A 26,999-nucleotide genomic window follows, 5' to 3' on the forward strand; every position below is an offset into this window, starting at 1 on the left:
CGAGACCTTGAAGGAGGTGCCCATGGAGACCGCTGAAATCCAACGCCGATTTCTGAAGTTCTTCGAGTCAAACGGCCATACGGTGGTCCCCAGCGCACCGCTGCCGGCGATCGAGGACCCGAACCTGCTGTTCGTCCCCGCGGGCATGGTCCCGTTCGTGCCCTACTTCCTGGGCCAGGCGACCCCCGACTGGAACCGGGCGACCTCGGTGCAGAAGTGCATCCGCACGCCCGACATCGACGAGGTCGGCAAGACCTCGCGGCACGGCACGTTCTTCCAGATGAACGGCAACTTCTCCTTCGGGGACTACTTCAAGGAGCAGGCGATCCGGTTCGCCTGGGACCTGACCACCGGCTCGCTCGAGTCCGGCGGCCTGGGCCTGGACGGCGACCGCATCTGGGCCACGGTCTACCTCGACGACGACGAGGCGATCGACATCTGGCACAAGCAGATCGGTCTCCCGCTCGACCGCATCGTGCGCCGCGGCCAGGCCGACAACATGTGGTCGATGGGCATCCCCGGTCCGTGCGGCCCCTGCTCGGAGCTGTACTACGACCGCGGTCCCGACTACGGTCCCGAAGGCGGCCCCGAGGTCGACGAGGACCGCTACCTCGAGTTCTGGAACCTCGTGTTCATGCAGAACATCCGCGGCGGCGGCCCCGCCAAGGAGGGGTACGAGATCACCGGCGACCTGCCGAAGAAGAACATCGACACCGGCATGGGCATGGAGCGCATGGCCGCCCTGCTCCAGGGCGTCGACAACATGTACGAGATCGACCAGGTCCGCCCGCTCATCGACAAGGCGTCCGAGCTGACGGGGAAGCGCTACGGCGTCTCGTCGTCGCGCACGGCCTCCGAGTCGCACCCGGACGACGTGCGGTTCCGCGTCATCGCCGACCACGTGCGCTCGGCGCTCATGCTCATCGGCGACGGCGTCGTGCCCTCGAACGAGGGCCGCGGCTACGTGCTGCGCCGCATCATGCGCCGCGCGATCCGCGCCGTGCGCCTGCTCGGCTACGACAAGCCCGCGCTGCCCGAGCTCCTGCCGGTCGCGCGCGACTGCATGAGCCCGTCCTACCCCGAGCTCGCGAAGGACTTCGAGCGGATCTCCTCCTACGCGTACGGCGAGGAGGAGGCGTTCCTGAAGACCCTCAAGCACGGCACGACCATCCTCGACACCGCGGTCACCGAGACCAAGTCCGAGGGCGGGAAGACCCTGTCCGGGTCCAAGGCGTTCGAGCTGCACGACACGTACGGCTTCCCGATCGACCTGACCCTGGAGATGGCCGAGGAGCAGGGCCTCTCGGTCGACCAGGAGGGCTTCCGCCAGCTCATGGCGGAGCAGCGGCGGCGTGCGAAGGCCGACGCGGCCGCGCGCAAGACCGGCCACGCGGACCTGTCCGCGTACTGGCAGCTCCTCCAGGAGCAGGGCCCGACGGACTGGAAGGCGTACGAGACCCTCGAGACCGAGTCCCGCGTGATCGGGCTCCTCTCCGAGGGCCGGCCGATCCCGGTCGCGAAGGCGGGGATGATCTGCGAGGTCGTGCTCGACCGGACCCCGTTCTACGCCGAGTCCGGCGGCCAGCACGCCGACGCGGGCAAGATCGTCGGCCCGAGCCTCTTCGCCGAGGTCGTCGACGTGCAGCGCCCGGTCAAGAAGCTGGTGGTCCACAAGGTCCGCGTCCTGGAGGGCGAACTGGTCCTCGACGACAAGGTCGAGGCCACCGTCGACGCGGAGTGGCGCCTCGGCGCCCGCCAGGCGCACTCGGGCACCCACGTGGTGCACGCGGCGCTGCGCGAGGTGCTCGGCCCGACCGCGCTCCAGTCCGGTTCGTTCAACCGGCCCGGCTACCTGCGCCTGGACTTCTCGTGGCGCTCGAAGCTCTCGGACGAGACCAAGAGCGAAATCGAGGAGGTCTCGAACAAGGCCGTCCGCGACGACCTCCCGGTCGCCGTCAGGTACATGACGCTCCCGGAGGCCAAGGAGTTCGGGGCGGTCGCGCTGTTCGGCGAGACCTACGACGAGACCGTCCGCGTCGTCGAGATCGGCGGCCCCTGGTCGCGCGAGCTCTGCGGTGGCACGCACGTGTCGCACTCGGCCCAGATCGGCCCGCTCGTCCTCACCGGCGAGTCCTCGGTCGGCTCGGGCCAGCGCCGCGTCGAGGCCGCCACGGGCATGGAGGCGTACCGCTACCTCGCCCGCGAACGCGACCTCGTCTCGCAGATCGCCGAGGAGATCGGCGCGCAGCGGGGCGACGTCCTCGAGCGGGTCCGCGCGATCCTCCAGCGCTCCAAGGACGCCGAGCGCGAGCTCGCCGGCCTCCAGGCGAAGCTGGTCTCCGGCCGCGCGGCCGAGTTCGCGGCCGCCGCGAAGCAGGTCGGGGCCGTCAAGGTCGCCGCGATCCAGGCGCCCGAGGGCACCAAGGGCGGCGACGTCCGCAACCTCGCGCTCCAGATCCGCGGGCACCTGCCCGAGGACCAGCCGGGCGTGGCCGCGGTCGTCGCGGCCGCGGGCGGCAAGGCCAGCATCGTCGTCGCGGCGAACGCGGCGGCGAAGGCGCAGCACGTCTCGGCGGCGGCCCTCGTCAAGGCCGCGCTGTCGGGCAAGGGCGGCGGCAACGACGACATCGCGCAGGGCGGCGGCGTTCCCGCCGACCAGGCCCCGCAGCTCCTCGACGCGGTCGTCCGCGCCATCGCCGCGTAATGGAAGACGCCACGAACGGCCCCGCACCCGCGGACGGTCCGCAAGGACCGTGGGTGCGGGGCCGCCGTCTCGGCATCGATCTCGGCAAAGCACGCATCGGCGTCGCCGTGTGCGACCCCGACGGATTGATCGCCACCCCGGTCGCCACCGTTCGTCGCGACCTCAAAACCGCTGGTGAGGACATTCCCGCCGATATAAAAGAAATCGCCGAAACGGCTCGGGAATTCGACGTGGTCGAAATCGTCGTCGGCCTACCCGTTACTCTTTCGGGTGAGGAGGGGCCGGCAGCCGCCCACACCCGAGCCTGGGTGGAGCGTTTCGCCGACCACGTCTCACCAACGCCGGTGACCCTGACCGACGAGCGCATGACCACCGCCGTCGCCACTCGCCGCCTCAACGAAGGCGGCGTGCGCGGCAAGCGGAAGCGCTCCATCGTCGACCAGGCGGCCGCGGTGGAGATCCTTCAGCATTGGTTGGACCGGCGGCGGAGGTAGGCAACAGGATGCTCGGCGACTTCAGGACCGAGGACGAACGTTCGGCGGCGCCCAGGAGCCACCGGCGCAAGGACTCCGGCAAATCGCTGATCGCCATGACCCTGGTCGTCGCCCTCTTCGGCGTCATCGGTGTCGGCGGCTGGTGGGCGTACAACAACATCGTCAAGGACTACTTCGTCGCCGAGGACTACACCGGCGACGGCAACGGCAACCAGGTCATGATCACCGTCGAGACGGGTTGGACCGTCGCCGACATCGCCGCCGAACTCGAAGCCCAGGGCGTGGTCGCCTCCGCGAAGGCGTTCCTCAACGCCTCCGAGGACGACGGCGACTCCGGCACCAGCATCCAGGCGGGCTCCTACGCCATGGAGGAGGAGATGTCGGCCGCCGCGGCGCTGGCGTTCATGACCGACCCGGACAACCTCACGTTCGACCACGTCGTCGTCCCCGAAGGCAAGCGGTCCTTCGAAATCTACGAGATCCTCTCCTCCTACACCGGCGTCCCCATCGAGGACTTCGAGGCCGCCGCCCAGGACCCGGAGGCGCTCGGCGTCGACCCGCTCTGGTTCGAAGGCTTCTCGGACCGGCAGGTCAAGTCCGTCGAGGGCTTCCTGTTCCCGGCCGCGTACGAGTTCGACGAGACCTGGACCGCCGCCGAGATGCTCACCGAGATGGTCAGCCGCTTCAACCAGACCATCGAGGAGATCGGCTTCCTCGACAAGGTCACCCAGATCCAGGACCCCGACCCCGAGTACGACCCGAGCGCCATGGAGAACCAGACGTTCTACCCGCCGACGAACGGCGAGTTCAAGGTCTACCCGTGGATGGCCCTCCAGGTCGCCTCGATCGTCCAGTCCGAGTCCGGCATCGCCACCGACGACCCGAAGATCGCCCAGGTCATGTACAACAAGCTGTACGTCAACCCGTACTCGCACAACCAGACCAACTGCAACTGCTTCGAGTCCGAGGCGATCTGGAACTACGGCCGCCTGCTCAACGGCGAGGAGGCCATCACCTCCGGCGAGGACATCGACTGGGGCGCGGTCATGCGCGACCCCGACAACCCGTGGTCCCCGAGCGCCCCCCAGCACGCCGGCTATCTGCCCAGCGCCATCTCGAACCCGGGCGCGGCCGCACTCGAGGCGTCCGTGTCCCCCGAGACGGGCGACTGGCTGTTCTTCGTGACCGCGTACGACGACGGCTCGGCCCTGTTCGCCGAGACCTACGAGGAGCACCAGGAGAACATCGAGGTCGCGGAGGAAAACGGCATCCAATGATGCAGGCAGCAGTCCTCGGCAAGCCCATCGGGCACTCGCTCTCCCCGGTCATCCACAACGCCGGCTACGCCGCCGCCGGCCTCGCCGACTGGACGTACACGCGACACGAGTGCGACGAGTCCGGGCTCGCCGCGTTCGTCGACGGACTCGACGCGACCTGGGCCGGGCTCTCGCTCACCATGCCGCTCAAGGAGGTCGCCCTCGACGTCGCCGAGGAGGCCACCCCGGTCGCCGAGGCGATCGGCGCGGCCAACACGCTCGTCCTGCGCGGCGGCCGCCGCCTCGCCGACAACACCGACGCGCCCGGGATCGTCGACGCGCTCGCCGAGACCGGCATGAAGGAGGCCGAGCACGTCGCTGTCCTCGGCGCCGGCGGCTCGGCGCGCGCCGCGCTCGCCGCCGCCCGGCAGCTCGGCGCCGCCGAGGTCACCGTGTACGCCCGCCGCCGCGAGGCGATCCGGGAACTCGAACCGGTCGCCGCCCGCCTCGGTCTGAGGCTCACCGCCGCGGACTGGGCCGACGCCGCCCGGGCCGGCCGCGCCGACCTCGTCGTCGCCACCGTCCCCAAAGGTGTCACCGACGACCTGCGCCTGGACTGGTCCGCCGACGCGGTCCTGTTCGACATCCTCTACGACCCGTGGCCGACCCCGCTCGCCGCGTCCGCCGCCGACCGGGGCGTGCGCGTCCTCGACGGCCTCGCGCTCCTGCTCGCCCAGGCCGTGCGCCAGTGGACCCAGTTCACCGGTGTCGCCGACGCCCCGGTCGCGGCGATGCGCCGCGCCCTCTACGACGCGGTCCCGCCCCGGACCGAGTGAAGGACCCCCATGAGCGACGAGCACTACTTCATCTACGACGGCGACTGCGCGTTCTGCACCACCTGCGCGGACTTCATCGAGAAGCACATCCGCACCACCGCGAAGGTCGTCCCGTGGCAGTGGGCCGACATCGACGCGATCGGCGTCACCCAGAAGGAGGCCGAGGAGGCCGTCCAGTGGGTCGAGATGAGCTTCCAGCGCTCGGGTCCCGACGCGATCGCGGTGCTCCTGCGCCGCGCCCAGTGGTACTGGCGGCCCTTCGGCTGGGTCCTGTCGCTGCGGCCCGTCTCGTGGATCGCGTGGCCGCTGTACCGGCTCATCGCCCGCAACCGCCACCGCCTCCCGGGCGGCACCGCCGCGTGCTCGCTGCCGCAGGCCGAGCGGGACCGGCTCCGCGGCCAGCAGTGAGCGGGATTCCCGATATGCCATACTCTGGCGATGCCCGCTGAGCGCACCGAACGCCCCCTGAGCCGCACCGGCAAGGCCGTCCGCGTCGCCGCCGCCGTCGCCATGGTCCTCGCGCTCATGGCGACCTCCGTCTGGGGCGAGGACGACTACTTCCCCTTCGCGCCCTTCAAGATGTACTCGCGCGCCACCGACCCGGACGGCTGGGTCAAGAGCACCGGCGTCATCCTCATCGACGCCGAAGGCGAGCGGATCGCCATCAGCGACTACGACACGGGGTTCCGCCGCGCCGAACTCGAAGGCCAGCTTCCCCGCTTCCGCGAGGACCCCGGCCTGCTCGCGTACATCGCCGAGGCGTACGAGGCCGCCCACCCCGGCGAGCCCGAGATCGTCGCGGCCGAGATCATCGTCAAGCGGTACGAGCTGGTCGACGGCGCGCGCACCGGCGAGGAGACCGAGGAGACCGTCGCCGTCTGGACCGAGGAGGGCGCCTCGTGAGCGTCCGCACCGCCGTGAACGGCTTCTTCTTCGAACCCGTGCCGCTGGGCCGGGTCGCCGCCATGCGCTTCCTCGCCGGGCTCTACGTCTGGATCGAGTGGTGGGCGTACATGCCCTTCATCTTCCGGCACCGGTTCGTGCCCGAGGAGCTCTACCAGCCGCTGTTCATCGGCCGGGTCCTGCCGATCCCGGCGCCGGACTACTGGACCGTCACCGGCACCCTCGTCGTCATGCTCGCCGCGGCGACCCCGATGATGTTCGGCTACCGGCCCAAGCTGTTCGGCTGGATCCTGTTCGTCGCCTACTTCGAGTGGATGATCATCGCCAACTCGTACGGCAAGGTCGACCACGCCAGCTTCGGGTTCATGACCCTCCTGCTGGTCCTGTGCATGATGCCCTCCGGCGCGAGGTGGGGCGACCGCGAGACCCCTTCCGAGCGGGCCGGCTGGGGCTTCAAGCTGGTCCAGCTCGGCGTCGTCTGCACGTACTTCCTGTCCGCGTGGGCGAAGTTCCGCTACGGCGGTTTCGACTGGGCCGACTCCGGGGTCTTCACCTGGGCGATCATCCGCCGCGGCACGGTCTTCTCGGAGTGGATGCTCGACTTCCCGCGGCTCCTCCACGCCGCCCAGTGGGGCATGATCGCGTTCGAGCTCCTGACCCCGGTCGTCCTGCTCGTGTACCGCTGGAAGAAGGTCCAGTACGCGATCGTCGCGTTCCTGTACTGCTTCCATGTGACGGTCTTCGCCGCGCTCGGCATCAGCTTCCTGCCGCACCTGGTCGCCATGGCCTGCTTCCTGCCGCTCGAACGCATCGACCCCCGCGACATGTACCGCAACGCCAAGGCGCGCTTCACGACACCGAAGGACGAACCGGCCGCGCGCGAACCCGAACCCCAGTTCGAGTCGAGCCCCTGACGCGGGGCGGCCCGCGCGGGCGGGCCCGTGCCATACTCTTGCCGTGTCAGTGGACGAACCCCGCCTCTCCGAAGTCCGGCCCGCGGGACGCGCCGTGCGCGTCTCGATCACGATGACCGTGCTCGCACTCGTCACCGCCACCACCTTCTGGGGCGCCGACGACTTCTTCCCCTTCGCGCCCTTCAAGATGTACTCGTTCTCGAAGGAGCTCGACGGCTGGGCCGGATCGACCCGCGTCGAAGCCGTGAACGAAGAGGGCGAGCGGTTCTCGCTCACCGAGCGGATCACCGGCTTCCGCCGCGCCGAACTCGAAGGCCAGAAGGGCCGCTTCATCGACGACCCCTCGCTGCTCCAGTACATCGCCGAGGCGTACGAGAACACGAACCCCGACAAGCCCGAGATCGTCACCGTCGAGATCATCGAGCGCCGCTACCGGCTCGAGGACGGCTACCAGACCGGCGAAGTCGTCGAGGTCGTCGAGGCGACCTGGACCCGGCAGGAGGACGCGTGACCCAGCTCCCCTTGGCGCAGAAGGCCACCGGCTGGTTCTTCCAGCCCGTCGCACTCGGCCGCGTCGCCGCCATGCGGTTCCTCGCCGGCGCGTTCATCTGGGTCGACTGGTGGTGGTACATGCCGTGGATCCTCGGCCACCGCCACGTCCCCGGCGAGCTGTACCAGCCGCTGTTCATCGCCCGCGTCCTGCCGATCTTCCCGACCCCGGACTACTGGATCGTCGTCGGCACCCTGATCGTCCTGCTCGCCGCCTCGGTCCCGATGATGTTCGGCAAGGCGCCGCGCCTGTTCGGCTGGATCGTCGCCGCCGCGTACTTCGAGTGGATGATCATCGCGATGTCCTATGGGAAGGTCGACCACGGCAAGTTCGGGTTCCTCCTGCTCCTGTTCCTGCTGCCCACCATGCCGAAGGCGAAGTGGGGCGACCGCGCGAACCTCTCCGAGCACGTCGGCTGGGGCTTCAACCTGGTCCAGATCGGCGTCGTCTGCACCTACTTCTTCGCGGCCTGGGCCAAGTTCCGCTACGGCGGCTTCGAATGGGTGAACTCCGCCACCATGACGTGGGCGATCCTGCGCCGCGGCACCGAGTTCTCGACCTGGATGCTCGACTACCCGTGGATGCTGCGCATGTCCCAGTGGGGCATCGTCGGCTTCGAACTGCTCAGCCCGATCGTCATGTTCGTCGCCGCCAAACGGCTCAAATACGCCATCGTGGCGTTCTTCTACTGCTTCCACCTCACGGTCTACCTCGCCGTCGAGATCAGCTTCCTGCCCCACATGGTCGCGATGGCCTGCTTCCTCCCGCTCGAGCGCATCCGCCCGCGTGACGTGCTTCGCAATCTGCCCCGCCTGCCCGGGCTCGTCCGCGCGAAACTCAAGGCCCGCAAGCGCATCCCGGCCCAGCGGCGGGCCCCCGAGCCCGTCCGGGAGGCCGAGCCGGCGTCCTAGGCCGCGGAAACGCGCTTGAGTATTCGGAGGGATTCTTCCTACGGTTGAGGAATGCCGATTCTCGAAGCCCGATCCCTCACGAAGACGTTCCGGCGGCCCGACAAGGCCCCGGGGTTCAAGGGCGCGCTCAAGCACCTCGCCCAGCGCCGATACAAGACCTACACCGCCGTCGACGCCATCGACCTGGCGATCGAACCGGGCGAATCGGTGGCCTACGTCGGACCCAACGGCGCGGGCAAGTCCACCACCGTCAAGCTCCTCACCGGGATCCTGCGCCCCTCCGAGGGCACCGTCCGCGTGATGGGCCGCGACCCGCACACCGAGCGCATCGCCAACGCCCACGACATCGGCGTGCTCTTCGGCCAGCGCACCCAGCTGTGGTGGGACCTGCCCGTCGAGGAGTCCCTCAAGCTCCTCAAGCACATGTACGGCGTCTCGGACGCCGACTACAAGGCCCGCATCGCGAAGTTCGACGAGCTCCTCGACCTCGGCGAGTTCATGCCCTCGCTCGCCCGGACCCTCTCCCTGGGCCAGCGCATGCGCGCCGACCTGGCCTGCGCGCTCATCCACGCGCCCAAGATGGTGTACCTCGACGAGCCGACCATCGGCCTGGACATCTCCGTCAAGGATCGCCTCCGCGCGTTCCTGCGCGAGCTCGTCGACGAGGGCACCACGCTCCTGCTCACCAGCCACGACCTCGCCGACATCGAGGAGGTCTGCGAGCGGATCGTCGTCATCGACAAGGGCACCGTCGCCTACGACGGCCCGATCCAGCAGCTCAAGGCCCACTACATCACCACCAAGGCCGTGAACCTCATCCTCGAGGGCCCCGCCGACGTGCCCGCGCTCGCCGAGAAGTTCCCCGAGTACGGCTGGGCCGCGGGCGAAGCGCCCAGCGAGGTGGTCGTCACCTACGAATCGAATCGCTTCACCACCGCTGAAGTGCTCGGCGGCCTCACCGCGCAGCTCGCCCCCCGCGACCTGTCGCTGTCCGAACCGTCCATCGAGGACGTCATCCGCCGCCTCTACGCCGGAGAGCTCACCAGATGACCCGCCCGCACCCGACGCCCCGCCCCGCCCGATCCGGAGCCGACGCCCGATGAGCCACACGACGGCGGTCGACCGCGCGCTCATCGTCATCTCGTTCAAGCGCCGGCTCGCCTACAAGTCCGGCTGGGTGTTCGGCCTCGCCCTCGGCGGCGGCGCCATGCTCATCTCGATGGCCATGTGGCACAACCTCCTCGGCACCGGCTCCCTCTCGGGCTACGACTGGGAGTCGATGCGCGCCTACCTGATCATCGGCTTCATCGCCGCCACGATGGTCTTCGGCGCGTCGGACTTCACCATCGCCGACCGCATCCTCGACGGCCACATCGCGGTCGACATGACCAAACCGGTCGACTTCCAGCGCGCCCGCGGCGCCGAGTACATCGGCTCGATGATCTCCACCGCGCCGACCGCCGCGGTCGGCGTCCTCGGCGCCTGGCTGCTGTTCGACCCGCCCGGCCCCGCCACCCCGGTGGCCGGGGTGCTCACCGCCGTCAGCTTCCTGCTGCTGTTCCCGCTCGCCTTCGGGATCACGTACCTCTCGATCCTGGTGTGCTTCTGGACCAAGCGGTACCTGGGGATCATGTGGCTGCGCGAGGCGCTGCTGAGCTTCTTCTCGGGCATGATGATCCCGCTCGCGTTCATGCCCGGCTGGCTCCAGGCCGTCTCGTGGGCGCTGCCCTTCCCGCACTTCACGGCCACGCCGGCCGCGATCTACCTGGGCCAGGTCGACGTGCCGGGCGCACTCGGGCTCATCGCGGCCGAGGCCGCCTGGGTCGTGGGCCTGTGGTTCGCAGGCCGGCTCGTCTTCCGCTTCGCAGTCAGGAAAGTGACGGTTCACGGTGGCTGACACCTTGCCGCTCAAGCACTCGGTGCCGGTGCGGCACGCCCTCGCCATGTACTGGCGGGCGCTGGCCGCGCAGGTCCGCTCGATCATCGAGTACCCCGCCGACCTGTGGGTCATGGCCTCCGCCGGGGCGGTGTGGAACCTGCTCCAGTTCGCGTTCCTCGCGGTGCTGTTCTCGACCGTGCCCGACGTCGAAGGCTGGGGCTTCCACGAGATGCTGCTGCTCTCGGGCCTGCTGAGCATCGCGGGCGGCGCGAACGCGCTGCTCTTCGACGGCGCTTGGAGCACCGGCCAGATGGTGATCAAGGGCGACATCGACTACCGCCTCACCCGGCCCGCGCCGGTGGTGCTCCAGGTCGGCTCCTCGCACATCGGCCTCCAGTCGTTCGGCGAGCTGCTGCTCGGGTTCGCGATGTTCGTCTACGGGTGGATCGGCGCGGGACTCGGGCCCGCGTGGATCCCGGTGGGCCTGTTCGCGATCGCCTGCGCGGCGGTCATCCAGTGCGGCCTGGTCACCGCATTGTGCGCGGTGAACTTCTGGATCAAGAGCCCGATGTCGATGTTCGCGTTCCTCATGATCGACCTCCAAGGCGGTGCGATGAAGCTGCCGCTCGGGGTCTTCCCGGCGGCGGTCCGAGTGATCTCGCTGTTCATCGTCCCGGTGGCGTTCGTCAACGTCGTGCCGGTCGCCGTCATCGCCGGGCACATGTCCGCCTGGTGGCTGATCGGCACGCCGGTGACCGCGCTCTTCGCGGTGGTCCTCGCGGCCGGGGTGTACCGGCTCGGCCTGCGCGCCTACGACTCGGCGGGGCACTGATGGCGAAGGTCGACGTCGCGCTCGCGACGATCGCGTTCAAACGCAAGATCGCCTACAAGGGCACCTGGTTCTTCTCCATCCTCTTCGGCGGGTTCTCGCTCCTGGCCGGGCTCGCCGTGTGGAACCACCTCATCGGCGACGGCGAGATGGGCGGCTACGACTGGGACGCGATGAAGGCGTACCTCATCATCGGGTTCCTCACCTCGACCCTCGCGTGGGCCGGCTCGGACTGGGAGATGGCCAACCGCATCCTCGACGGGCTCATCGCGATCGACCTGACCAAACCGGTCGACTTCCAGCGCGCCCGCGCGGGGGAGTTCATCGGCGGGATGGTCGCCTCGGTGCCCTCCGCGATCCTCGGGACGGCGGCCGCGGTCCTCGTCTTCCGGCCCGCGCCCCCGGACTCGGTGCTCGCGGCGGCCCTCACCGTCGCGAGCATCCTGTTCATCTTCCCGCTCGCGTTCGGCATCAACTACCTGGCGGTCCTGACCTGCTTCGTGACCCAGCGCTACCTCGGCGTCCAGTGGGCCCGCGACTCGATGCTCGCGTTCTTCTCGGGCATGATGGTGCCGCTCGCGCTCATGCCGGCGTGGCTCCAGACCGTCTCGTGGTCGCTGCCGTTCGTCCACTTCACCACCACTCCCGCCTCGATCTACCTCGGCCGCGTCGACCTCCCCGCCGCGCTCGGCCTCCTCGCGGCCCAGGCCGCGTGGTCGGTCGGCCTGTGGGTCCTCGCGCGCCTCCTGTGGTCCCAGCTCGTGAAGAAGGTGACCGTCCATGGCGGCTGACACCGCCCCCGCCCGCACCGCCTCCGCCCGCCACACGTTCGGCGTCTACCGCCGCTCGATCGGCGCCTACGTCCGGTCCATCACCGAGTACCCGGCCGACTTCTGGGTCATGGCCGTCTCCGGGACCCTCTGGCAGGTCCAGCTCTTCGCGTTCCTCGGCATCCTGTTCGCGAACGTGACCTCCATCGACGGCTGGGGCTACCACGAGATGCTCGTCCTCGCGGGCTTCCTCGCCACCGGCTGGTCCTCGACCGCCCTGTTCTGGGACGGCATCTGGGAGGTCGGCAAGATGGTCGTCCAGGGCGACCTGGACTACCGCCTCACCCGGCCCGCGCCGGTCATCGTCCAGGTCGGCGCCAACCACGTCGGCATGCAGGTCTTCGGCGAGGCCGCGCTCGGCATCGCCATGATCGCGATCGGCTGGAGCGGCGCGGGCCTCGGCCTCGCCGAGATCCCGGTCGGCGTCTTCCTCCTTGCGTGCGCGATCGTGATCCAGGCCGCGCTCCTGACGGTCGGCAACGCCGTGAACTTCTGGATGCAGGGCCGCACCCCGATCATCGCGTTCATGATCACCGAGCTCCAGAACGAGTCGATGCGGTTCCCGCTGACGATCTTCCCCGCCGTGGTCCGCCTCGCCCTCACCTTCGCCCTCCCGCTGGCCTTCGCCAGCTTCGTCCCGGTCCAGATCCTCACCGGCCGCCTCGACCCGTGGTGGCTCGTCGCCCCGCCCGTCGCCGCCGCCGCGTCCGCCGCGTTCGCGGTCTGGCTGTTCCGTATGGGCCTGCGCGCCTACGACTCGGCCGGCCACTGAGGCGCCGGAAAAGAACTTGCGCCCCGACGGAGGGCTCCGTTAGAGTTGCGTCCGTTGCCCGGAGGCGTCGCGCCCCGGGACTCGTGCGAATGGAGGTGTTACTGATGGCTGTCGTCGTCCGCACCCATGCCTTGAAACCCAGTTCACCTCCCGCGCGCACGCTCTAACGCATCACGTGCCGCGGAATACTCCACAGGAGACCCGCCACCTTGGCACGCAAATCCGAATCCGATTCGTTCCAGCCCATCCGCCGCGGCCGCAAGCAGCGCAACCGGGGCGAGATCTTCTCGTCCGAAGACCACGAGCGCTACGCGTCCATGCGCACCGTCGAAGACGAGATGCCCAACGACGACCGTCCCCCCGCCGGGGACCGGTGGTCGATCTGGTGGGACTCCGAGCCGCTCCAGCGCGGCCCCGAGCCCCACCCCGAGTGGGTCATCACCGACCACGGGGCCGTCGACTACGAGCTCGGCGTCCTCAAGACCGGTAAAGAGGCCGACGTGTTCCTCATCGAACGCGCCGTCCCCGACACCGACCGGTCGGTGATCCTCGCCTCCAAGCGCTACCGCAGCGCCGAGCACACCCAGTTCAACCGGGCCGGCGACTACATCGCCGGGCGCGGCGCCAAGCGCTCGCGCGACGCCCGCGCCATGGCCAAGCGCACCACCTTCGGCCTCGAGCAGGCGGCGACCCGCTGGGCCGCCGCCGAGTTCGACGCGCTCAAGCGCCTCTACCAGGTCGGCGTCCCCGTGCCGTACCCCGTCCAGGTCCACGGCACCGAGGTCATCATGGAGTTCATCGGCGACGGCCGCACCGCCGCGCCCCGGCTCGCCGAGACCCGACCCGACCCGGACGAGGTCGAGAGCCTCTGGGAGCAGGCCGCCGAGGCACTGCGCCGCATGACCGAACTGGGCTTCGCCCACGGCGACCTCTCGCCGTACAACACGGTCGTCCACGAGGGCCGGCTCGTCGTCCTCGACCTCCCGCAGGTCGTCGACATCTACGCGAACCCGCTCGGGATGGACTTCCTGACCCGGGACGTGGAGAACCTCGGCTCGTGGTTCGCGACCCGAGGCATCGACCGCGAGGCCGTCGGCGACCTCCACGCGGAGGTCCTGGCCCTGGCGGCGAGGCCGTAACAAATGTGAGGGCCCCGACACGGCCGTGTCGGGGCCGTCTTCTCCTTCGTTACCCGGTCACCCGATGGAGACTGCGGAAACGGAGCCCCCCGATGGCCGGAGACTGGCACGAGACGTTGGCGGCGCTGATCGCCGACGATCCAGGGCTCGCCTGGGAGTTGCTCGCGCTCGGAGAGGAGAAGGCCCGGCCCGTCTGCACCGACCCGTGGCATCGCGCCTCCCCGCCAGATCGTCGTCTCGCTGATCGAGGAGTACAACGTCGTCACCTCACTGGAGCAGCTCACCCGGATCGCCACCTGCACGGACTCCGATCAGTTCAAGCGGTGGGCGGCGCGGCCAGCCGGGTGCGGACGTGTGAAGAGCTGTTCTCGGAGGACTGAGCCACTGTCGGAATGGGGTGTCGGGGGCGGCATATAGCCTTGTGTTGTGGCAGTTGACTACCGTCCCGCTCCCGGCACCATTCCCACCGCGCCGGGCGTCTACCGGTTCCGGGACCGCGACCGGCGCGTGATCTACGTCGGCAAGGCGAAGAACCTCCGGAACCGCCTGAACTCGTACTTCGCCGACGAGACCCGGCTCCACGAGCGCACCCGCCGCATGGTCACGACCGCGCGGAGCGTCGAGTGGACCGTCGTGGCCACCGAGGTCGAGGCCCTCCAGCTCGAGTGGACCTGGATCAAGGAGTTCGACCCGCGGTTCAACGTCATGTTCAAGGACGACAAGTCCTACCCGTGGCTCGCGGTCACCGTGGGGGAGGAGTTCCCGCGCGCCCAGGTCATGCGCGGCACCCGCCGCAAGGGGGTCCGCTACTTCGGGCCCTTCGGCTCGGCGTGGGCCATCCGCCAGACCCTCGACCTGCTCACCCGCGTCTTCCCGATCCGCACCTGCTCGGACACGGAGTTCAAGCGCTGCAACCGGATCAACCGCCCGAACCTCCTCGCCGACATCGGGAAGTGCTCGGCGCCGTGCGTCGGCCGCATCTCCGCCGAGGACTACCGGGAGCTCGTGAACGGCTTCTGCGCCTTCATGGCGGGCGAGACCGCGCCGGTCCGCCGGCGCCTCATCGCCGAGATGCAGGAGGCGTCCGAGGCCCTCGAGTTCGAGCGGGCCGCGCGGCTGCGCGACGACCTCGCCGCCCTCGACAAGGTCATCGAGCAGCAGGTCGTGGTGCTCGCCGAGGACGTCGACTGCGACGTCATGGCCGTGGCCGACGACGAGCTCGAAGCCGCGGTCCAGGTCTTCCACGTCCGCAAGGGCCGCATCCGCGGCCAGCGCGGCTGGGTCATCGACAAGGCCGAGCCGGTCGACCTGGCCGGGATCGTGGAGCGGTTCTGCCTCCAGTTCTACGGGGAGCAGAACGAGGTGGTCCCGAAGGAGGTCCTGGTCCCGGCGCTGCCGTCCGACCACGCGGCGCTGGCCGAGCTCCTGTCGGAGCGTCGCGGCGCCAAGGTCGACCTGCGGGTCCCGCGCCGCGGCGACAAGCGGGCCCTGGCCGAGACCGTGGAGAAGAACGCCGTCGAGAACCTCCAGCGGCACAAGCTCAAGCGCGCCGGGGACCTCACGTCGCGCTCGAAGGCCCTCGAGGAGCTCGCCGACGCGCTCGACCTGCCGGAGGCGCCGCTGCGGATCGAATGCTACGACGTGTCGCAATCCCAGGGGGAGGACGTCGTGGCGTCGATGGTCGTCTTCGAGGACGGCCTGCCGCGCAAGAGCGAGTACCGCCGCTTCGTCATCAAAGGCGAGCGCAAGGACGACCTGTCCTCGCTGCAGGAGACGCTGCGCCGCCGCCTCGCCAAGCTCGCCGACCAGCCCGCCGGGTCGCCGCTGGAGGAGGGCGACGAGCCCAGGCGCGGCTTCCACTACCCGCCGCAGCTCCTGGTCGTCGACGGCGGCCAGCCGCAGGTGGCGGCGGCCGAGCAGGTGTTCGCGGAGCTCGGGATCGACACGATCAACCTCGCCGGGCTCGCCAAGCGCCTCGAGGAGATCTGGCTCCCGGGCGAGGACTTCCCGGTGATCCTCTCGCGCACCTCCGAGGCCCTGTACCTGATGCAGCGCGTCCGCGACGAGGCCCACCGGTTCGCGATCTCCCTGCACCGGAGCCGCCGCCGCAAGAAGATGACGGCCTCGGCCCTCGACCCCGTGCCGGGCCTGGGGGAGTCGAAGAAGAAGGCCCTCCTGCGCGAGTTCGGCTCGGTCAAGCGCATCCGCGAAGCCGAACTGTCCGATTTGGAGGCTGTGCCCGGTATCGGACCGAAACTCGCGGAGGCTTTGCAGACACATCTGCGTAATCCCGATGACAACGGCGCTTGAGACAGGACTGGTACCTATACGCTTGTCAATTCGGCGCACGGGCCGTGTCACCACGGCGGCAGGAACGAATTCGGGGATACTGGACTTATGGGTGTGGCAGCAGTGGGTGCGGGTTCGAGCGACCGCAGTGAATTGGACCTCGTCATCGTCACCGGCATCTCGGGCGGCGGGCGGTCGACGGTGGCGCGCGCTCTGGAGAACGTCGGCTACTACGTCATCGACAACCTGCCCGAGTCGCTCGTCGGCCAGGCCGCGGAGCTGGCCGCCGCCGGCGGCGAGGAGGTCCGCCGGACCGCGATGGTTCTCGACGTGCGCTCGCGCGCGTTCATGACCGACCTCGTGGGCGTCATCGAGGACCTCCGCAAGGGCGGCTTCAAGCCGCACCTGGTGTTCGTCGACGCCGACGACGACGTGATCATCCGCCGCTTCGAGAAGGTCCGCCGCGCCCACCCGCTCCAGGGGGACGGCACGCTCGCGGACGGGATCGCCGCCGAGCGCATCCTGCTCGAGCCGGCGCGCGGTTCGGCCGACACGCTGTTCGACACGACGCACCTGAACGAGAACCAGCTCCGCGCCCGGGTCGAGGAGGCGTTCCTGGCGCCGTCCTCGCCGCGGCTCCAGTTCACCTGCATGTCGTTCGGGTTCAAGTACGGCATCCCGCGCGATGCCGACTTCGTCGCTGACGTACGATTCCTTCCCAACCCGTACTGGGTTCCGGCCCTGCGCGAGTACACCGGCACCGACCGGGACGTCTCGGACTACGTCCTCGGGCAGGACGGCGCCGAGGAGTTCGTCGAGAGCTACGTGGCGCTGCTGCTGGGCACGACCCAGGGCTTCGAGCGGGAAGGCAAGCGCTACATGACGATCGCCATCGGCTGCACCGGCGGCAAGCACCGCAGCGTCGCCATCTCCGAGGAGCTCGCGAAGCGCCTGAACGCGGCCGGGTTCCCCGCGAACACCCACCACCGGGACCGCGGCAACGAGTAGCTCGCTCCCTCCACCGACACCCCCGATCCGAGGTAACCGCTGATGCAGAAAGTGGTCGCGTTCGGCGGCGGGCGGGGCCTGTCGGCCTCGCTGCGCGCGCTCTCGACGCTCGAGGTCGACCTGACGGCCGTCGTCACCGTCGCCGACGACGGCGGCTCGTCCGGGGACATCCGCGCCACGCGCCCGGTCCTGCCGCCGGGCGACCTGCGCAAGGCCCTCGTCGCGACGGCCGACCCGTCCCGCTCCGAGGCCGCCGAGCTGTTCTCGCACCGCTTCGGCGGGGACGACTTCCTCGCCGGCCACCCGGTCGGCAACATCGTCCTGCTCTCGCTGCTGGAGCGCCACGAGAACCCGGTCGAGGCCGTCGCCGCGGCCGGCCGCATCGTCGGCTCCCGCGCCCGCGTCCTGCCCATGTCGTGCACGCCGCTCGTCATCGAAGCGGACCTCGCCGAAGGCTCGGGGACCCGCACGATCACCGGCCAGCACGACGTCGCCGTGGCCGACGGCCAGGTCAGGGATGTGCGGCTGCTGCCGGCCGACGCCCCGGCCTGCCCCGAGACCCTCGAAGCGGTCGCCGAGGCCGACTGGCACGTCTTCGGTCCCGGCTCCTGGTACACCTCGGTCATCCCGCACCTGCTGCTGCCCTCGCTCCGCGAGGCCATCGGCGCGTCCAAGGCCCGCCGGATCGTGGTGCTCAACCTCTCCGAAGAGAAGGAGACCGACGGTCTGACCCTCGCCGGTCACCTCGACACGCTGCGCCGATACGCCGAAGGTGTTCGGTTTCACTACGTCGTTTCAGGCGATGCCCGAACCCTTGCAGATCCCCACTCGTTGAACAGTGCGGCACAATCGTTGGAGGCCCGGTTGGTCGCGGCGGACCTCGCCGCCGACGGCGTCACGCACGACGTCGCGTCCCTGGCCGCCGTATTGGGAAAGCTGCTGGTCGAAGATGGTGGTTAACGAATGGCGATGACCTCTGAGGTCAAGGACGAGCTCAGCCGGATCGAGGTCACGAAGTCCTGCTGCCAGCGCGCCGAGCTCGGCGCGCTCTTCCGGTTCGCCGGCGGCCTCCACCTGGTCGGCCAGGGCAACGTGGTCGTCGAAGCCGAGGTCGACGCCGGGAACGTCGCCCGCCGCGCCAAGCGCATGATCAACGACCTCTACCACTACGAGTCCGAGATCCACGTCCTCGTGGCCGCCGGGCTGCGCCGCAACAACCACTACCTGCTGCGCGTCATGGCCGACGGCCAGGCGTTCTCGAAGCAGATCGGCCTCACCGACCAGCGCGGCTACCCCGTCCGGGGCCTGCCGAACCACGTCGTCGGCGCCTACCCGTGCTGCGCCGAGGCCGCCTGGCGCGGGGCGTTCCTCGCCCGCGGCTCGCTCACCGAGCCCGGCCGCTCGTCCGCCCTCGAGGTCACCTGCCCGGGCCCCGAGTCCGCGCTCGCCCTCGTCGGCGCCGCCCGCCGCCTCGGCATCGCCGCGAAGTCCCGCGACGTCCGCGGCGTCGACCGCGTCGTCATCCGCGACGGCGACGCCATCGGCGAGCTGCTCACCCGCCTCGGCGCCCACTCCTCCGTGCTCACCTGGGAGGAGCGCCGCGTCCGCCGCGAGGTGCGCGCCACCGCGAACCGCCTCGCGAACTTCGACGACGCGAACCTGCGCCGCTCGGCGCGCGCCGCCGTCGCCGCGGCCGCGAAGGTCACCCGCGCCCTCGAAGTCCTCGCCGACGACGTCCCCGAGCACCTCGCCTCCGCCGGGCGCCTGCGCCTGGAGCACCGCCAGGCGTCGCTCGAGGAACTCGGCGCGCTCGCCGATCCGCCGCTTACCAAGGACGCGATCGCGGGTCGCATCCGGCGCCTCATCAACATGGCGACGAAACGCGCCCAGGAGACCGGTGTCCCCGGGCCCGACGATGTGGTCGCCGAAGAAGATGCGCTGGTCGCATAGGGCGTCTTCGCCCCGATTCGCCACGCCGCCCTTCCTCGCCGGCCCGCGCACCAAGGGTTAGGCTTAACCGCGATGTCACACCCGCGTCCCGGGTGTGACATGATCGGGGGAACCCGCCGCGGAAGGTCCGAGAACCGGAGCGGTTAGGGTCATGGAGTGCTCGGCGACGAGGCCGAACAGCGATCTGTTCCACCGTCGCTCTTCGGCTGAACGGATCGCGTGCGAGACCGCCTCCGGTCTCATTCAGATATCCGATCCTGTTCTAGCGAGGAGATGGCCAAGTGACCATCCGCGTTGGCGTCAACGGCTTCGGCCGCATTGGGCGCAACTTCTTCCGGGCGGTTCTCGCCTCCGGTGCCGATGTCGAAATCGTCGCCTTCAACGACCTTGGCGACGCCGAGACCATCGCGAACCTGCTGAAGTACGACTCCATCCTGGGTCGCCTCCCCTACGAGGTCAAGGTCGGCGCCGGTGAGATCACCGTCAACGGCAAGACCATCAAGGCGTTCGCCGAGCGCGACCCCGCGAACATCCCGTGGGCCGAGGTCGGGGCCGAGGTCGTCATCGAGTCGACCGGCTTCTTCACCGACGGCACCAAGGCCGCCGCGCACCTGGGCGAGACCGTCAAGAAGGTCATCATCTCCGCTCCGGCGAAGAACGAGGACCTCACGGTCGTCATGGGTGTCAACCACGACAAGTACGACGCCGAGAACCACCACATCATCTCGAACGCGTCCTGCACCACCAACTGCCTGGCCCCGATGGCCAAGGTCCTGCACGAGGCCGTCGGCATCGAAAAGGGCCTCATGACCACCATCCACGCCTACACGCAGGACCAGAACCTGCAGGACGGCCCGCACAAGGACCCGCGTCGCGCCCGCGCCGCGGCCCTGAACGTGGTGCCCACCACGACCGGCGCCGCCAAGGCCGTCGGCGTGGTCCTGCCCGAGCTGAACGGCAAGCTCGACGGCTACTCGCTGCGCGTCCCGATCGCAACCGGCTCGATCACCGACCTGACCTTCGAGGCGTCCCGCGAGGTCACCGCCGAAGAGGTCAACGCCGCGCTCAAGGCCGCCGCCGAGGGCCCGCTCAAGGGCATCCTGGCCTACACCGAGGACCCGATCGTCTCCAAGGACATCGAGACCGACCCGCACTCGTGCATCATCGACGGCCTGCTCACCAAGGTCATCGGCAACCAGGTCAAGGTCTTCGGCTGGTACGACAACGAGTGGGGCTTCTCGAACCGCCTCGTCAGCCTCGTCGAACTCGTCGGCTAACGCAGCGATGAAGACGCTCGACGAACTCCTGCAGGAGGGCGTCAACGGTCGGCGCGTACTCGTACGCGCCGACCTCAACGTGCCTCTGGACGGGAAGACCATCACCGACGACGGCCGCATCCGCGCCGTCGCCCCCACGATCAAGGCGCTCGCCGAGGCCGGCGCCCGCGTCGTGGTCTGCTCGCACCTGGGCCGCCCGAAGGGCGCGCCCGACCCCGCCTTCTCGCTGGCCCCGGTGGCCAAGCGCCTCGGCGAGGTCCTGGGGCGCGAGGTCGCCTTCGCGACCGACACCGTCGGCTCCGACGCCGAGGCCAAGGCCGTCGCCCAGGGCGACGGCGACGTCCTCCTGCTGGAGAACCTGCGCTTCAACAAGGGCGAGACCAGCAAGGACGACACCGAGCGGGCCGAGTTCGCCGGCCAGCTCTCCGCGTTCGGCGACCTGTACGTGGACGACGCCTTCGGCGCGGTCCACCGCAAGCACGCCTCCGTGTACGACGTCGCGAAGCTGCTGCCGCACTACGCCGGCTGGCTCATCGCCAAAGAGGTCGAGGTCCTCTCGAAGCTCACCGGCAAGCCGGAGCAGCCGTACGTCGTCATCCTGGGCGGCGCGAAGGTCTCCGACAAGCTCGCGGTCATCGACAACCTGCTCGACAAGGTCGACACGCTCATCGTCGGCGGCGGCATGATGTTCACGTTCCTCGCGGCCCAGGGCTTCGAGGTCGGTTCGTCGCTGCTCGAGAAGGACCAGATCGAGACCTGCAAGACCTACCTCGAGCGTGCCGCCGAACTCGGCGTCGAACTGCTGCTGCCGGTGGACACGACCACGGCCGCCGAGTTCGCCGCCGACGCCGAGCCGCTCACGGTGGCCGTCGACGCGATCCCGGCCGAGCGCATGGGCCTGGACATCGGCCCCGAGTCCGCGAAGCTCTTCGCCGACCGGATCGCCGGTGCCAAGACCGTGTTCTGGAACGGCCCGATGGGCGTCTTCGAGTTCCCCGACTACGCCGCGGGCACCAGGACGGTGGCCCAGGCGCTCGTGGACTCCGAGGCGTTCAGCGTGGTCGGCGGCGGCGACTCCGCCGCGGCGGTCCGCACCCTCGGCCTGCCCGAGGACGGCTTCGGCCACATCTCGACCGGCGGCGGCGCGAGCCTCGAATACCTCGAGGGCAAGACGCTCCCCGGCCTGGACGCACTGGAGAAGTGAACATGACTGAGACCCGCAAGCCGCTCATCGCCGGCAACTGGAAGATGAACCTCAACCACCTCGAAGCGATCGCGCTGGTGCAGAAGCTGGCCTTCAGCCTCACCCGCGAGCAGCTCGAAGCGGTCGAGACCGTCGTCCTCCCGCCGTTCGTCGACATCCGCAGCGTGCAGACGCTGGTCGACGGCGACAAGCTGACCATCGGCTTCGGCGCCCAGGACCTGTCGGCGCACCCGTCGGGCGCGTACACCGGCGAGATCGCCGGCTCGATGCTCGCGAAGCTGGGCTGCTCGTACGTGGCCGTGGGCCACTCCGAGCGCCGCCAGTACCACGAGGAGTCCGACGAGCTGGTGGCCGCCAAGGTCCGCCAGGCGCTCAACAACGGCATCAGCCCGATCCTCTGCGTCGGCGAGGCCCTGGACGTCCGCGAGGCGGGGAACCACATCCCGCACTCGGTCAGCCAGCTCATCGCCGCCGTCGACGGGCTCACCGAGGAAGAGCTCGCCAAGGTCGTCGTCGCCTACGAGCCGGTCTGGGCCATCGGGACGGGCCGCACGGCCACCCCCGAGGACGCCCAGGAGGTCATCGGCGCGCTCCGCTCGGCCCTGGCCGAGAAGTTCGGCGCCGTGTCCGAGCGGGTCCGCATCCTCTACGGCGGCTCCGTGAAGTCCTCCAACGTCGCCCAGATCATGGGCAAGCCCGACATCGACGGCGCGCTCGTCGGCGGTGCTTCGCTGGACGCCGAGGAGTTCGCCAAGATCGTGCGCTTCCCGGAGCACGCCAGTGCGTAGGGAACATGGGCTCAGCCCGGAGCACGCGAGTGCGTAGGGAACGTGTGCTCGGTCCCGAGCACGCGGGAGCGTAGCGAGTATCCGCCCGCAGCGCACGAGCTGAGCGCTGCGGGCCGCAGACAGGGCCGCCGTACAACGACGTACGGCGGCTCCTTGCGTGTCCGGAGCTGCATCTCTGCCGACCCGCCATGACACCTGTCCTGACAGGCATATTGGTCCGAGTGTCATTTGCACACGACAAGCTGCCAGCGTCGGGTGTCATCTACACATGACAAACCCAGAGGCGAGTGTCATCTACACATGACAAACCGCTAGACTCGTTCGTGGCCCACGCCCCATATGGGCCAGATTGCTGAGAGGACACCTGATCACTGATGATGACGGTTCTGAGTTGGGCCCTGCTGGTCATCCTGCTGCTCTCCAGCGCGATCCTGATCCTCATGGTGCTGCTGCACAAAGGTAAGGGCGGCGGTCTGTCGAGCATGTTCGGCGGCGGCATGTCCTCGGTTGCGTCGGGTTCGACGGTCGCGGAGAAGAACCTCACCAGGATCACGATCGCGGTGGGCATCATCTGGTTCGCCTGCATCATCGCCTTCGGCCTGATCATGCGAGCCATGGTCTAGCCGCCCAGAGACTTCACCGGAGGCCCCGGCCGCGCGAGCGGCCGGGGCCTCCGTCGTCCGACGCCCTCAGGAGTCCTCGTAGCGCTCCAGGCGCGTGCGAGCCTCGCCGAGTTCGGAGCGCAGGCGCTGGTTCTCGACCTCCATCTCCAGAACGAGCTTGATTCCGGCCAGGTTGAGCCCCGCCGCGAGCAGTTCGCCGATCCGCTGGATGCGGCCGAGGTCGTCGTCGCTGTACCGCCGGGTGCCGCCCGAGGTCCGGCTGGGCTCGATGAGGCCCCTGGCCTCGTAGACGCGCAGTGTCTGGGGCGCGAGATTCATCAGCTCGGCGGCCACCGAGATGCCGTATACGGCCTGATCGGACGCATGCCGGTTGAGGTGCTGCAACTCCGGCTCCACGGTTCCCTCCAGCAACGAAGACTACTGACGGAACCAGTTTATCTCTCCCCGTCGGCTTGACGAAATCTGCATCGCGCGCTATAAATTTTATGTCGATAAGTTCTTAGGTCTCGCACAGGAGGTGACCTTCGATGCTGATGCGCACGGACCCGTTCCGAGAGCTCGACCGTATCGCTCAGCAGTTCTTGTCCCGTACCGATTCGCAGCTCACCATGCCGATGGACGCGTGGAAAGAGGGCCACGCCTTCATCGTCGAGCTGGATCTGCCCGGCGTCCGGGAGAGCGACATCGACCTCGAGGTCGAACGGAACGTCCTCACCGTCCGCGCCGCTCGCCGCGCCACCGAGGACAGCGACCGCGAGGTGATCCACTCCGAGCGGCCCACCGGCGAGTTCATGCGGCAGATCTTCCTCAGCGACGCCCTCGACACCGAGAACGTCGGGGCGACCTTCCGGGACGGCGTGCTCACGCTTCGGATCCCGATGGCGGAGCAGGCCAAGCCGCGCAAGGTGCTCATCGGTGCGGGCAAGCCGGAGATCGAGCAGTAGCCGCACCGACTCGGAGATCGAGCAGTAGCCGCCCCACCGCGGCACTCGGAGATCGGCGGTGCCCGGCACTCCTCGGTACCGGGCACCCGATCTCGGACCCTATTGGAGCCATATGAGCGGAGCATGTTTCAGCCGCCCTGACGGCGGCATCGAGTACGAACTGCGCTGCGACGGATGCGGAGTGCTATTCCAGTGCGGCGACGACTCGTATTTCAGCTGGCCGGTGCTGTGCGCGGCCGCCGAGGCGGAGGGCTGGGGTGTCGCCCCCGACCTCGACGGCGAGCACGAATGCGGCGAGTGTGCCGCGACCGGACGGAGCCGGCGCGGTCTGCGCCGACTCGTCCCAGCCTGACCCGGCCGCAGCCGGCCCCCGCCCGGTATCCGGGGTCTTCCCGGGCGGAGGCCGGCGCTTTTCCCGCGAACGCCTTGGGATGCAAGGGTTGCCAAGAGCCGGACGTTCGGGCGTCCGGCTCTCCGCGATTGCGCAACCCCCATTCGTGACATCTTGCCAGGGTGTGCGTTACGTCATAGAATTGCTCAGTGCGGTGCCCCAGCCGCTCCGGTCGGTGACTCCCGGCCACGCCCTCGGGGAGTCTCGGCAATCCTCCCGCTGACGCTCCGGAACCGTGGTCGCGCCCCGGCCGACATCCACAGAAGATCCCCCGTCTGTGAGGAGCGATCACACATATGTCCAACGGACACGCCATCCGCGGTACCCGCATCGGCGCCATTCCGGGCCTCCACTCGGAACGCGGCGAGCCGGTGGCCCGGCAGAACGTCAAGTACTGGTGCGCCAACGGACACGAGACAGTACTGCCATTCGCACTGTATGTGGAAGTGCCGCAAGAATGGGACTGCACCTGCTGCGGCTGGCCCGCCGGCCCCGATCAGGACAATCCCCCGCAACGCCGAACCGTCAAACCGTACAAGACCCATCTGAACTACGTCCGCGAACGCCGCAGCGAGGAAGAGGCCGAAGACCTCCTCGCCGAAGCGCTCGCCGCCAGGGCCGCCGCCCGCGGCGAACGATCCCTCTTCTAGTCGACCACGAAGCCGCCCTTCACAAGGTTGGGTGAACGGAGCGCCGTCCCGCACGCTGACACGGGTCCCACCACCCGAGCGGGAAGCGCCCGCCCGGGCGGCACACCGAATACACATCGAGGGCCCGGATCGAACGATCCGGGCCCTCACGCGTCGTCTCGGGAACGCCTCTAGAACTCCAGGTGCTTCAGGTTCGCCGCCGCGTCCTTGTCGACGAGCCAGCGCGTGTGGCCCACCGCCTCGACGCGCCCGGCCGGGAGCTCGCCCTTCGACAGGGCCTCGTCGACCGCCTCGGCCTTGCCGGCTCCGGACGCGATGATCCATGCCGCCGTAGCGGAGTTGATCGCCTCCATCGTCAGCGAGACCCGCTCCGGCGGCGGCTTGGGGGAGTTGCGCACCCCCACCGCCGCGCCCGCGGCCTCGAGGGCCGGGTTCCCCGGGAAGAGCGAGGCGACGTGGCCGTCCTCGCCGATCCCCAGGAGCAGCAGGTCGAACGCCGGGACTCCGGAGCCTCCTGCCGCCGCCGCGAGTTCGGCCGCGTACCGCTCGGCCGCCTCCTCGGGCGTGTCGACCACGTCCGAGGCCGCCATCGGGTGCACCCGGGCCGGGTCGATCAGGATCCGGTCGAGGAACGCCGTGCGCGCCTGGGTCTCGTTCCGCTCGGGGTCGCCGGACGGCAGGAACCGCTCGTCGCCCCACCAGAAGTCGACCTTCGACCAGTCGACGACGCTGCGGATCGGCGACTCCAGCACGTACCCGTAGACCTTCGCCGCGATGCGGCCGCCGGTGAGCACGATCGACGCCTCACCGCGCTGCGCCTGGGCGTCCGCGAGCCGGTTGATCAGCCGGGACGCGACCGCCTCGGCCAGGACCTCGGCGCCCTCGTGGACGATGACGGCTCCCGAACGGCTCATGCGGCGCTCTCCAGCGCGTAGCGCTCCTGGAAGGTGTCCAGGACCCGCCGGTACGCGGTGTCGGGGTCGATGTGCCGCAGCTCCTCGGCGAGGAGCTGGCCGAGGGTCCGGCCCTGGAGCGTCTGGCGGCGCTTCGGCATCCCCGCCTGGCGCAGGATCGTGGTCCCGTCGGCGGTCCGCTCGACCTCCATCGTCTCGCCGCCGGCCATCGTGAACGCCACGGAGGCGATCGCGGGCAGGTGCTCGGAGTTGCGCTCGACCTCGGTGTCGACGATGGACGGCGCCACGCCGAGCCGTGTCTGGAGCCACGCGGCCATGAGCTGCGCCGACGGGTCGTCGTCGTCGGCCTTGATGGTGATCGTCTCGACCGCCTGCGTGACCCCGTCGAAGGCGCTGGCGATGAGCGAGCGCCACAGGCTGATGCGGGTCCAGCAGATGTCGGTGTCGCCGGCGGCGTACGTCTCGGCGCGCCGGTAGAGCGACTGCACCGGGTCGGCCGCGCGGGCCGAGTAGGTGATGCGCCGGTCGGCGAACGAGCGCAGCTCGTGCTCGAGCCCGTAGCGGACGGGGTCGAGCAGCCACCAGGTGACCACGGGCACGTCCGATGCGAGCATCGGGAGCACGATCGAGGTCAGGTGCGCGGCGGCCGGGCCGTCGAGCCGCAGGATGATCGCCTCGGCGGAGCCGAGCCGCTCGCCCACGGTCACTTCGGCGTCGATGCGCGGCTCGGTGGCGTCCAGGTCGCGCGGGATCGCCATGATGAGGCGGTACGGGTGCTCCTGGGCGGCGACCGAGGCGGCCCGCTCGACCTCTTCGCGCTCGTCCTCGGTGGTCAGCGCGACCAGGTTGAGGGCGAGGCCCGAGGTGCCGCCGACTTCGTGGAGGATCGCCGACAGCGCCTTCATGATGTCGCCGGTGGTGGTGTCCTTCAGATGCATGTCCGG

29 protein-coding genes are annotated in these 26,999 nt (G+C 69.5%); 26 read left to right on the forward strand and 3 right to left on the reverse strand.

All coding sequences use genetic code 11. The features are described 5' to 3' along the window. Nucleotides 1-22: 22 nt before the first annotated feature. From alaS to secG, 23 genes are all read left to right on the forward strand, one after another. Nucleotides 23-2,704 (forward strand): alanine--tRNA ligase, encoded by a 2,682-nt coding sequence (gene alaS / locus GFD30_RS14860; RefSeq protein ID WP_153025981.1) that lies wholly within the window; start codon nucleotides 23-25, stop codon nucleotides 2,702-2,704. Beyond that, the gene (gene ruvX / locus GFD30_RS14865) at nucleotides 2,704-3,198 is read left to right on the forward strand and encodes a Holliday junction resolvase RuvX (protein WP_153025982.1); all 495 of its coding nucleotides are present in this window, start codon (nucleotides 2,704-2,706) and stop codon (nucleotides 3,196-3,198) included. Before alaS ends, ruvX begins: the two co-directional genes overlap by 1 nt. A gap of 8 nt (nucleotides 3,199-3,206) precedes the next feature. Continuing rightward, nucleotides 3,207-4,475, forward strand: a complete 1,269-nt coding sequence (locus tag GFD30_RS14870; RefSeq protein WP_153025983.1) for an endolytic transglycosylase MltG — start codon at nucleotides 3,207-3,209, stop codon at nucleotides 4,473-4,475. Further along, nucleotides 4,472-5,290, forward strand: a complete 819-nt coding sequence (locus GFD30_RS14875; protein ID WP_153025984.1) for a shikimate dehydrogenase — start codon at nucleotides 4,472-4,474, stop codon at nucleotides 5,288-5,290. The genes GFD30_RS14870 and GFD30_RS14875 overlap by 4 nt, the downstream gene beginning before the upstream one ends. A 9-nt stretch (nucleotides 5,291-5,299) precedes the next feature. Then, nucleotides 5,300-5,698, forward strand: a complete 399-nt coding sequence (locus GFD30_RS14880; RefSeq protein WP_153025985.1) for a thiol-disulfide oxidoreductase DCC family protein — start codon at nucleotides 5,300-5,302, stop codon at nucleotides 5,696-5,698. A 30-nt stretch (nucleotides 5,699-5,728) separates the two neighbouring features. Then, nucleotides 5,729-6,193, forward strand: a complete 465-nt coding sequence (locus tag GFD30_RS14885; RefSeq protein ID WP_153025986.1) for a hypothetical protein — start codon at nucleotides 5,729-5,731, stop codon at nucleotides 6,191-6,193. Beyond that, nucleotides 6,190-7,107 carry an MFS transporter permease gene (locus GFD30_RS14890; RefSeq protein ID WP_153025987.1) on the forward strand — a complete coding sequence of 306 codons (918 nt, stop codon included), beginning with the start codon at nucleotides 6,190-6,192 and terminating at the stop codon, nucleotides 7,105-7,107. Before GFD30_RS14885 ends, GFD30_RS14890 begins: the two co-directional genes overlap by 4 nt. A 43-nt stretch (nucleotides 7,108-7,150) precedes the next feature. Beyond that, on the forward strand, nucleotides 7,151-7,618 hold the full coding sequence (locus GFD30_RS14895; RefSeq protein ID WP_153025988.1) for a hypothetical protein: 468 nt from the start codon (nucleotides 7,151-7,153) through the stop codon (nucleotides 7,616-7,618). Beyond that, nucleotides 7,615-8,568, forward strand: a complete 954-nt coding sequence (locus GFD30_RS14900; protein ID WP_153025989.1) for an MFS transporter permease — start codon at nucleotides 7,615-7,617, stop codon at nucleotides 8,566-8,568. Before GFD30_RS14895 ends, GFD30_RS14900 begins: the two co-directional genes overlap by 4 nt. A gap of 51 nt (nucleotides 8,569-8,619) precedes the next feature. Continuing rightward, nucleotides 8,620-9,618, forward strand: a complete 999-nt coding sequence (locus GFD30_RS14905) for an ABC transporter ATP-binding protein (protein ID WP_153025990.1) — start codon at nucleotides 8,620-8,622, stop codon at nucleotides 9,616-9,618. Nucleotides 9,619-9,667: 49 nt separating this feature from the next. Continuing rightward, on the forward strand, nucleotides 9,668-10,465 hold the full coding sequence (locus tag GFD30_RS14910) for an ABC transporter permease (RefSeq protein WP_153025991.1): 798 nt from the start codon (nucleotides 9,668-9,670) through the stop codon (nucleotides 10,463-10,465). Then, nucleotides 10,458-11,279 (forward strand): ABC transporter permease, encoded by an 822-nt coding sequence (locus GFD30_RS14915; protein WP_153025992.1) that lies wholly within the window; start codon nucleotides 10,458-10,460, stop codon nucleotides 11,277-11,279. Before GFD30_RS14910 ends, GFD30_RS14915 begins: the two co-directional genes overlap by 8 nt. Continuing rightward, a complete protein-coding gene (locus GFD30_RS14920) occupies nucleotides 11,279-12,067 on the forward strand; it encodes an ABC transporter permease (RefSeq protein WP_153025993.1) in 789 nt (262 codons plus the stop codon). Before GFD30_RS14915 ends, GFD30_RS14920 begins: the two co-directional genes overlap by 1 nt. Continuing rightward, on the forward strand, nucleotides 12,057-12,878 hold the full coding sequence (locus GFD30_RS14925) for an ABC transporter permease (protein WP_153025994.1): 822 nt from the start codon (nucleotides 12,057-12,059) through the stop codon (nucleotides 12,876-12,878). Before GFD30_RS14920 ends, GFD30_RS14925 begins: the two co-directional genes overlap by 11 nt. 209 nt (nucleotides 12,879-13,087) lie before the next feature. Beyond that, a complete protein-coding gene (locus tag GFD30_RS14930) occupies nucleotides 13,088-14,017 on the forward strand; it encodes a serine protein kinase RIO (RefSeq protein ID WP_153025995.1) in 930 nt (309 codons plus the stop codon). 426 nt (nucleotides 14,018-14,443) lie between these two features. Beyond that, entirely contained in the window at nucleotides 14,444-16,327 is a 1,884-nt protein-coding gene (gene uvrC / locus GFD30_RS14935) for an excinuclease ABC subunit UvrC (protein WP_322633261.1), read from the forward strand. 87 nt (nucleotides 16,328-16,414) lie between these two features. Further along, on the forward strand, nucleotides 16,415-17,314 hold the full coding sequence (gene rapZ / locus GFD30_RS14940) for an RNase adapter RapZ (protein WP_153025996.1): 900 nt from the start codon (nucleotides 16,415-16,417) through the stop codon (nucleotides 17,312-17,314). A gap of 42 nt (nucleotides 17,315-17,356) precedes the next feature. After that, on the forward strand, nucleotides 17,357-18,274 hold the full coding sequence (locus tag GFD30_RS14945) for a gluconeogenesis factor YvcK family protein (RefSeq protein WP_153025997.1): 918 nt from the start codon (nucleotides 17,357-17,359) through the stop codon (nucleotides 18,272-18,274). Between the two features lie 3 nt (nucleotides 18,275-18,277). Further along, nucleotides 18,278-19,264, forward strand: a complete 987-nt coding sequence (gene whiA, locus GFD30_RS14950; RefSeq protein ID WP_153025998.1) for a DNA-binding protein WhiA — start codon at nucleotides 18,278-18,280, stop codon at nucleotides 19,262-19,264. A gap of 281 nt (nucleotides 19,265-19,545) precedes the next feature. Next, nucleotides 19,546-20,541 (forward strand): type I glyceraldehyde-3-phosphate dehydrogenase, encoded by a 996-nt coding sequence (gene gap, locus GFD30_RS14955; RefSeq protein WP_322633262.1) that lies wholly within the window; start codon nucleotides 19,546-19,548, stop codon nucleotides 20,539-20,541. 7 nt (nucleotides 20,542-20,548) lie between these two features. Beyond that, a complete protein-coding gene (locus tag GFD30_RS14960; protein ID WP_153025999.1) occupies nucleotides 20,549-21,745 on the forward strand; it encodes a phosphoglycerate kinase in 1,197 nt (398 codons plus the stop codon). A gap of 2 nt (nucleotides 21,746-21,747) precedes the next feature. Beyond that, nucleotides 21,748-22,533, forward strand: coding sequence for a triose-phosphate isomerase (gene tpiA, locus GFD30_RS14965; protein ID WP_153026000.1), 786 nt, complete (start codon nucleotides 21,748-21,750; stop codon nucleotides 22,531-22,533). A 377-nt stretch (nucleotides 22,534-22,910) separates the two neighbouring features. Further along, nucleotides 22,911-23,156 (forward strand): preprotein translocase subunit SecG, encoded by a 246-nt coding sequence (gene secG / locus GFD30_RS14970; RefSeq protein WP_227996341.1) that lies wholly within the window; start codon nucleotides 22,911-22,913, stop codon nucleotides 23,154-23,156. 66 nt (nucleotides 23,157-23,222) lie between these two features. Here secG and GFD30_RS14975 read toward each other — a convergent pair whose 3' ends face one another. Continuing rightward, entirely contained in the window at nucleotides 23,223-23,474 is a 252-nt protein-coding gene (locus GFD30_RS14975) for a MerR family transcriptional regulator (protein WP_153026022.1), read from the reverse strand. A gap of 209 nt (nucleotides 23,475-23,683) precedes the next feature. Between GFD30_RS14975 and GFD30_RS14980 the strand changes: the two genes are divergently transcribed. The 3 genes from GFD30_RS14980 to GFD30_RS14990 all read left to right on the forward strand — a co-directional run bounded on the left by GFD30_RS14980 (nucleotide 23,684) and on the right by GFD30_RS14990 (nucleotide 25,141). Continuing rightward, nucleotides 23,684-24,100: an Hsp20/alpha crystallin family protein gene (locus GFD30_RS14980; RefSeq protein WP_153026002.1), complete on the forward strand. Its 417-nt coding sequence runs from the start codon at nucleotides 23,684-23,686 to the stop codon at nucleotides 24,098-24,100. 112 nt (nucleotides 24,101-24,212) lie between these two features. Next, nucleotides 24,213-24,452 carry a hypothetical protein gene (locus GFD30_RS14985; protein ID WP_153026003.1) on the forward strand — a complete coding sequence of 80 codons (240 nt, stop codon included), beginning with the start codon at nucleotides 24,213-24,215 and terminating at the stop codon, nucleotides 24,450-24,452. A 335-nt stretch (nucleotides 24,453-24,787) separates the two neighbouring features. Further along, nucleotides 24,788-25,141, forward strand: a complete 354-nt coding sequence (locus GFD30_RS14990; protein ID WP_153026004.1) for an RNA polymerase-binding protein RbpA — start codon at nucleotides 24,788-24,790, stop codon at nucleotides 25,139-25,141. A gap of 170 nt (nucleotides 25,142-25,311) precedes the next feature. Here GFD30_RS14990 and pgl read toward each other — a convergent pair whose 3' ends face one another. Together pgl and GFD30_RS15000 are read right to left on the reverse strand one after the other, a co-directional pair. Continuing rightward, nucleotides 25,312-26,055, reverse strand: coding sequence for a 6-phosphogluconolactonase (gene pgl / locus GFD30_RS14995; protein ID WP_153026005.1), 744 nt, complete (start codon nucleotides 26,053-26,055; stop codon nucleotides 25,312-25,314). Continuing rightward, nucleotides 26,052-26,993 (reverse strand): glucose-6-phosphate dehydrogenase assembly protein OpcA, encoded by a 942-nt coding sequence (locus GFD30_RS15000; RefSeq protein WP_153026006.1) that lies wholly within the window; start codon nucleotides 26,991-26,993, stop codon nucleotides 26,052-26,054. Before GFD30_RS15000 ends, pgl begins: the two co-directional genes overlap by 4 nt. Nucleotides 26,994-26,999 lie beyond the last annotated feature (6 nt).

This window comes from Glycomyces albidus (genome assembly GCF_009451885.1).
Lineage (GTDB): Bacteria > Actinomycetota > Actinomycetes > Mycobacteriales > Micromonosporaceae > Glycomyces > Glycomyces albidus.

What these genes read in the sequence shown, in the direction of transcription:
- alaS (WP_153025981.1), top strand. Translation starts at nt 23, where the DNA reads ATGGAGACCGCTGAAATCCAACGCCGATTTCTGAAGTTCTTCGAGTCA.
- ruvX (WP_153025982.1), top strand. Translation starts at nt 2,704, where the DNA reads ATGGAAGACGCCACGAACGGCCCCGCACCCGCGGACGGTCCGCAAGGA.
- GFD30_RS14870 (WP_153025983.1), top strand. Translation starts at nt 3,207, where the DNA reads ATGCTCGGCGACTTCAGGACCGAGGACGAACGTTCGGCGGCGCCCAGG.
- GFD30_RS14875 (WP_153025984.1), top strand. Translation starts at nt 4,472, where the DNA reads ATGATGCAGGCAGCAGTCCTCGGCAAGCCCATCGGGCACTCGCTCTCC.
- GFD30_RS14880 (WP_153025985.1), top strand. Translation starts at nt 5,300, where the DNA reads ATGAGCGACGAGCACTACTTCATCTACGACGGCGACTGCGCGTTCTGC.
- GFD30_RS14885 (WP_153025986.1), top strand. Translation starts at nt 5,729, where the DNA reads ATGCCCGCTGAGCGCACCGAACGCCCCCTGAGCCGCACCGGCAAGGCC.
- GFD30_RS14905 (WP_153025990.1), top strand. Translation starts at nt 8,620, where the DNA reads ATGCCGATTCTCGAAGCCCGATCCCTCACGAAGACGTTCCGGCGGCCC.
- GFD30_RS14910 (WP_153025991.1), top strand. Translation starts at nt 9,668, where the DNA reads ATGAGCCACACGACGGCGGTCGACCGCGCGCTCATCGTCATCTCGTTC.
- GFD30_RS14920 (WP_153025993.1), top strand. Translation starts at nt 11,279, where the DNA reads ATGGCGAAGGTCGACGTCGCGCTCGCGACGATCGCGTTCAAACGCAAG.
- GFD30_RS14925 (WP_153025994.1), top strand. Translation starts at nt 12,057, where the DNA reads ATGGCGGCTGACACCGCCCCCGCCCGCACCGCCTCCGCCCGCCACACG.
- rapZ (WP_153025996.1), top strand. Translation starts at nt 16,415, where the DNA reads ATGGGTGTGGCAGCAGTGGGTGCGGGTTCGAGCGACCGCAGTGAATTG.
- GFD30_RS14945 (WP_153025997.1), top strand. Translation starts at nt 17,357, where the DNA reads ATGCAGAAAGTGGTCGCGTTCGGCGGCGGGCGGGGCCTGTCGGCCTCG.
- whiA (WP_153025998.1), top strand. Translation starts at nt 18,278, where the DNA reads ATGGCGATGACCTCTGAGGTCAAGGACGAGCTCAGCCGGATCGAGGTC.
- GFD30_RS14960 (WP_153025999.1), top strand. Translation starts at nt 20,549, where the DNA reads ATGAAGACGCTCGACGAACTCCTGCAGGAGGGCGTCAACGGTCGGCGC.
- tpiA (WP_153026000.1), top strand. Translation starts at nt 21,748, where the DNA reads ATGACTGAGACCCGCAAGCCGCTCATCGCCGGCAACTGGAAGATGAAC.
- secG (WP_227996341.1), top strand. Translation starts at nt 22,911, where the DNA reads ATGACGGTTCTGAGTTGGGCCCTGCTGGTCATCCTGCTGCTCTCCAGC.
- GFD30_RS14975 (WP_153026022.1), bottom strand. Translation starts at nt 23,474, where the DNA reads ATGAATCTCGCGCCCCAGACACTGCGCGTCTACGAGGCCAGGGGCCTC.
- GFD30_RS14980 (WP_153026002.1), top strand. Translation starts at nt 23,684, where the DNA reads ATGCTGATGCGCACGGACCCGTTCCGAGAGCTCGACCGTATCGCTCAG.
- GFD30_RS14985 (WP_153026003.1), top strand. Translation starts at nt 24,213, where the DNA reads ATGAGCGGAGCATGTTTCAGCCGCCCTGACGGCGGCATCGAGTACGAA.
- GFD30_RS14990 (WP_153026004.1), top strand. Translation starts at nt 24,788, where the DNA reads ATGTCCAACGGACACGCCATCCGCGGTACCCGCATCGGCGCCATTCCG.
- pgl (WP_153026005.1), bottom strand. Translation starts at nt 26,055, where the DNA reads ATGAGCCGTTCGGGAGCCGTCATCGTCCACGAGGGCGCCGAGGTCCTG.
- GFD30_RS15000 (WP_153026006.1), bottom strand. Translation starts at nt 26,993, where the DNA reads ATGCATCTGAAGGACACCACCACCGGCGACATCATGAAGGCGCTGTCG.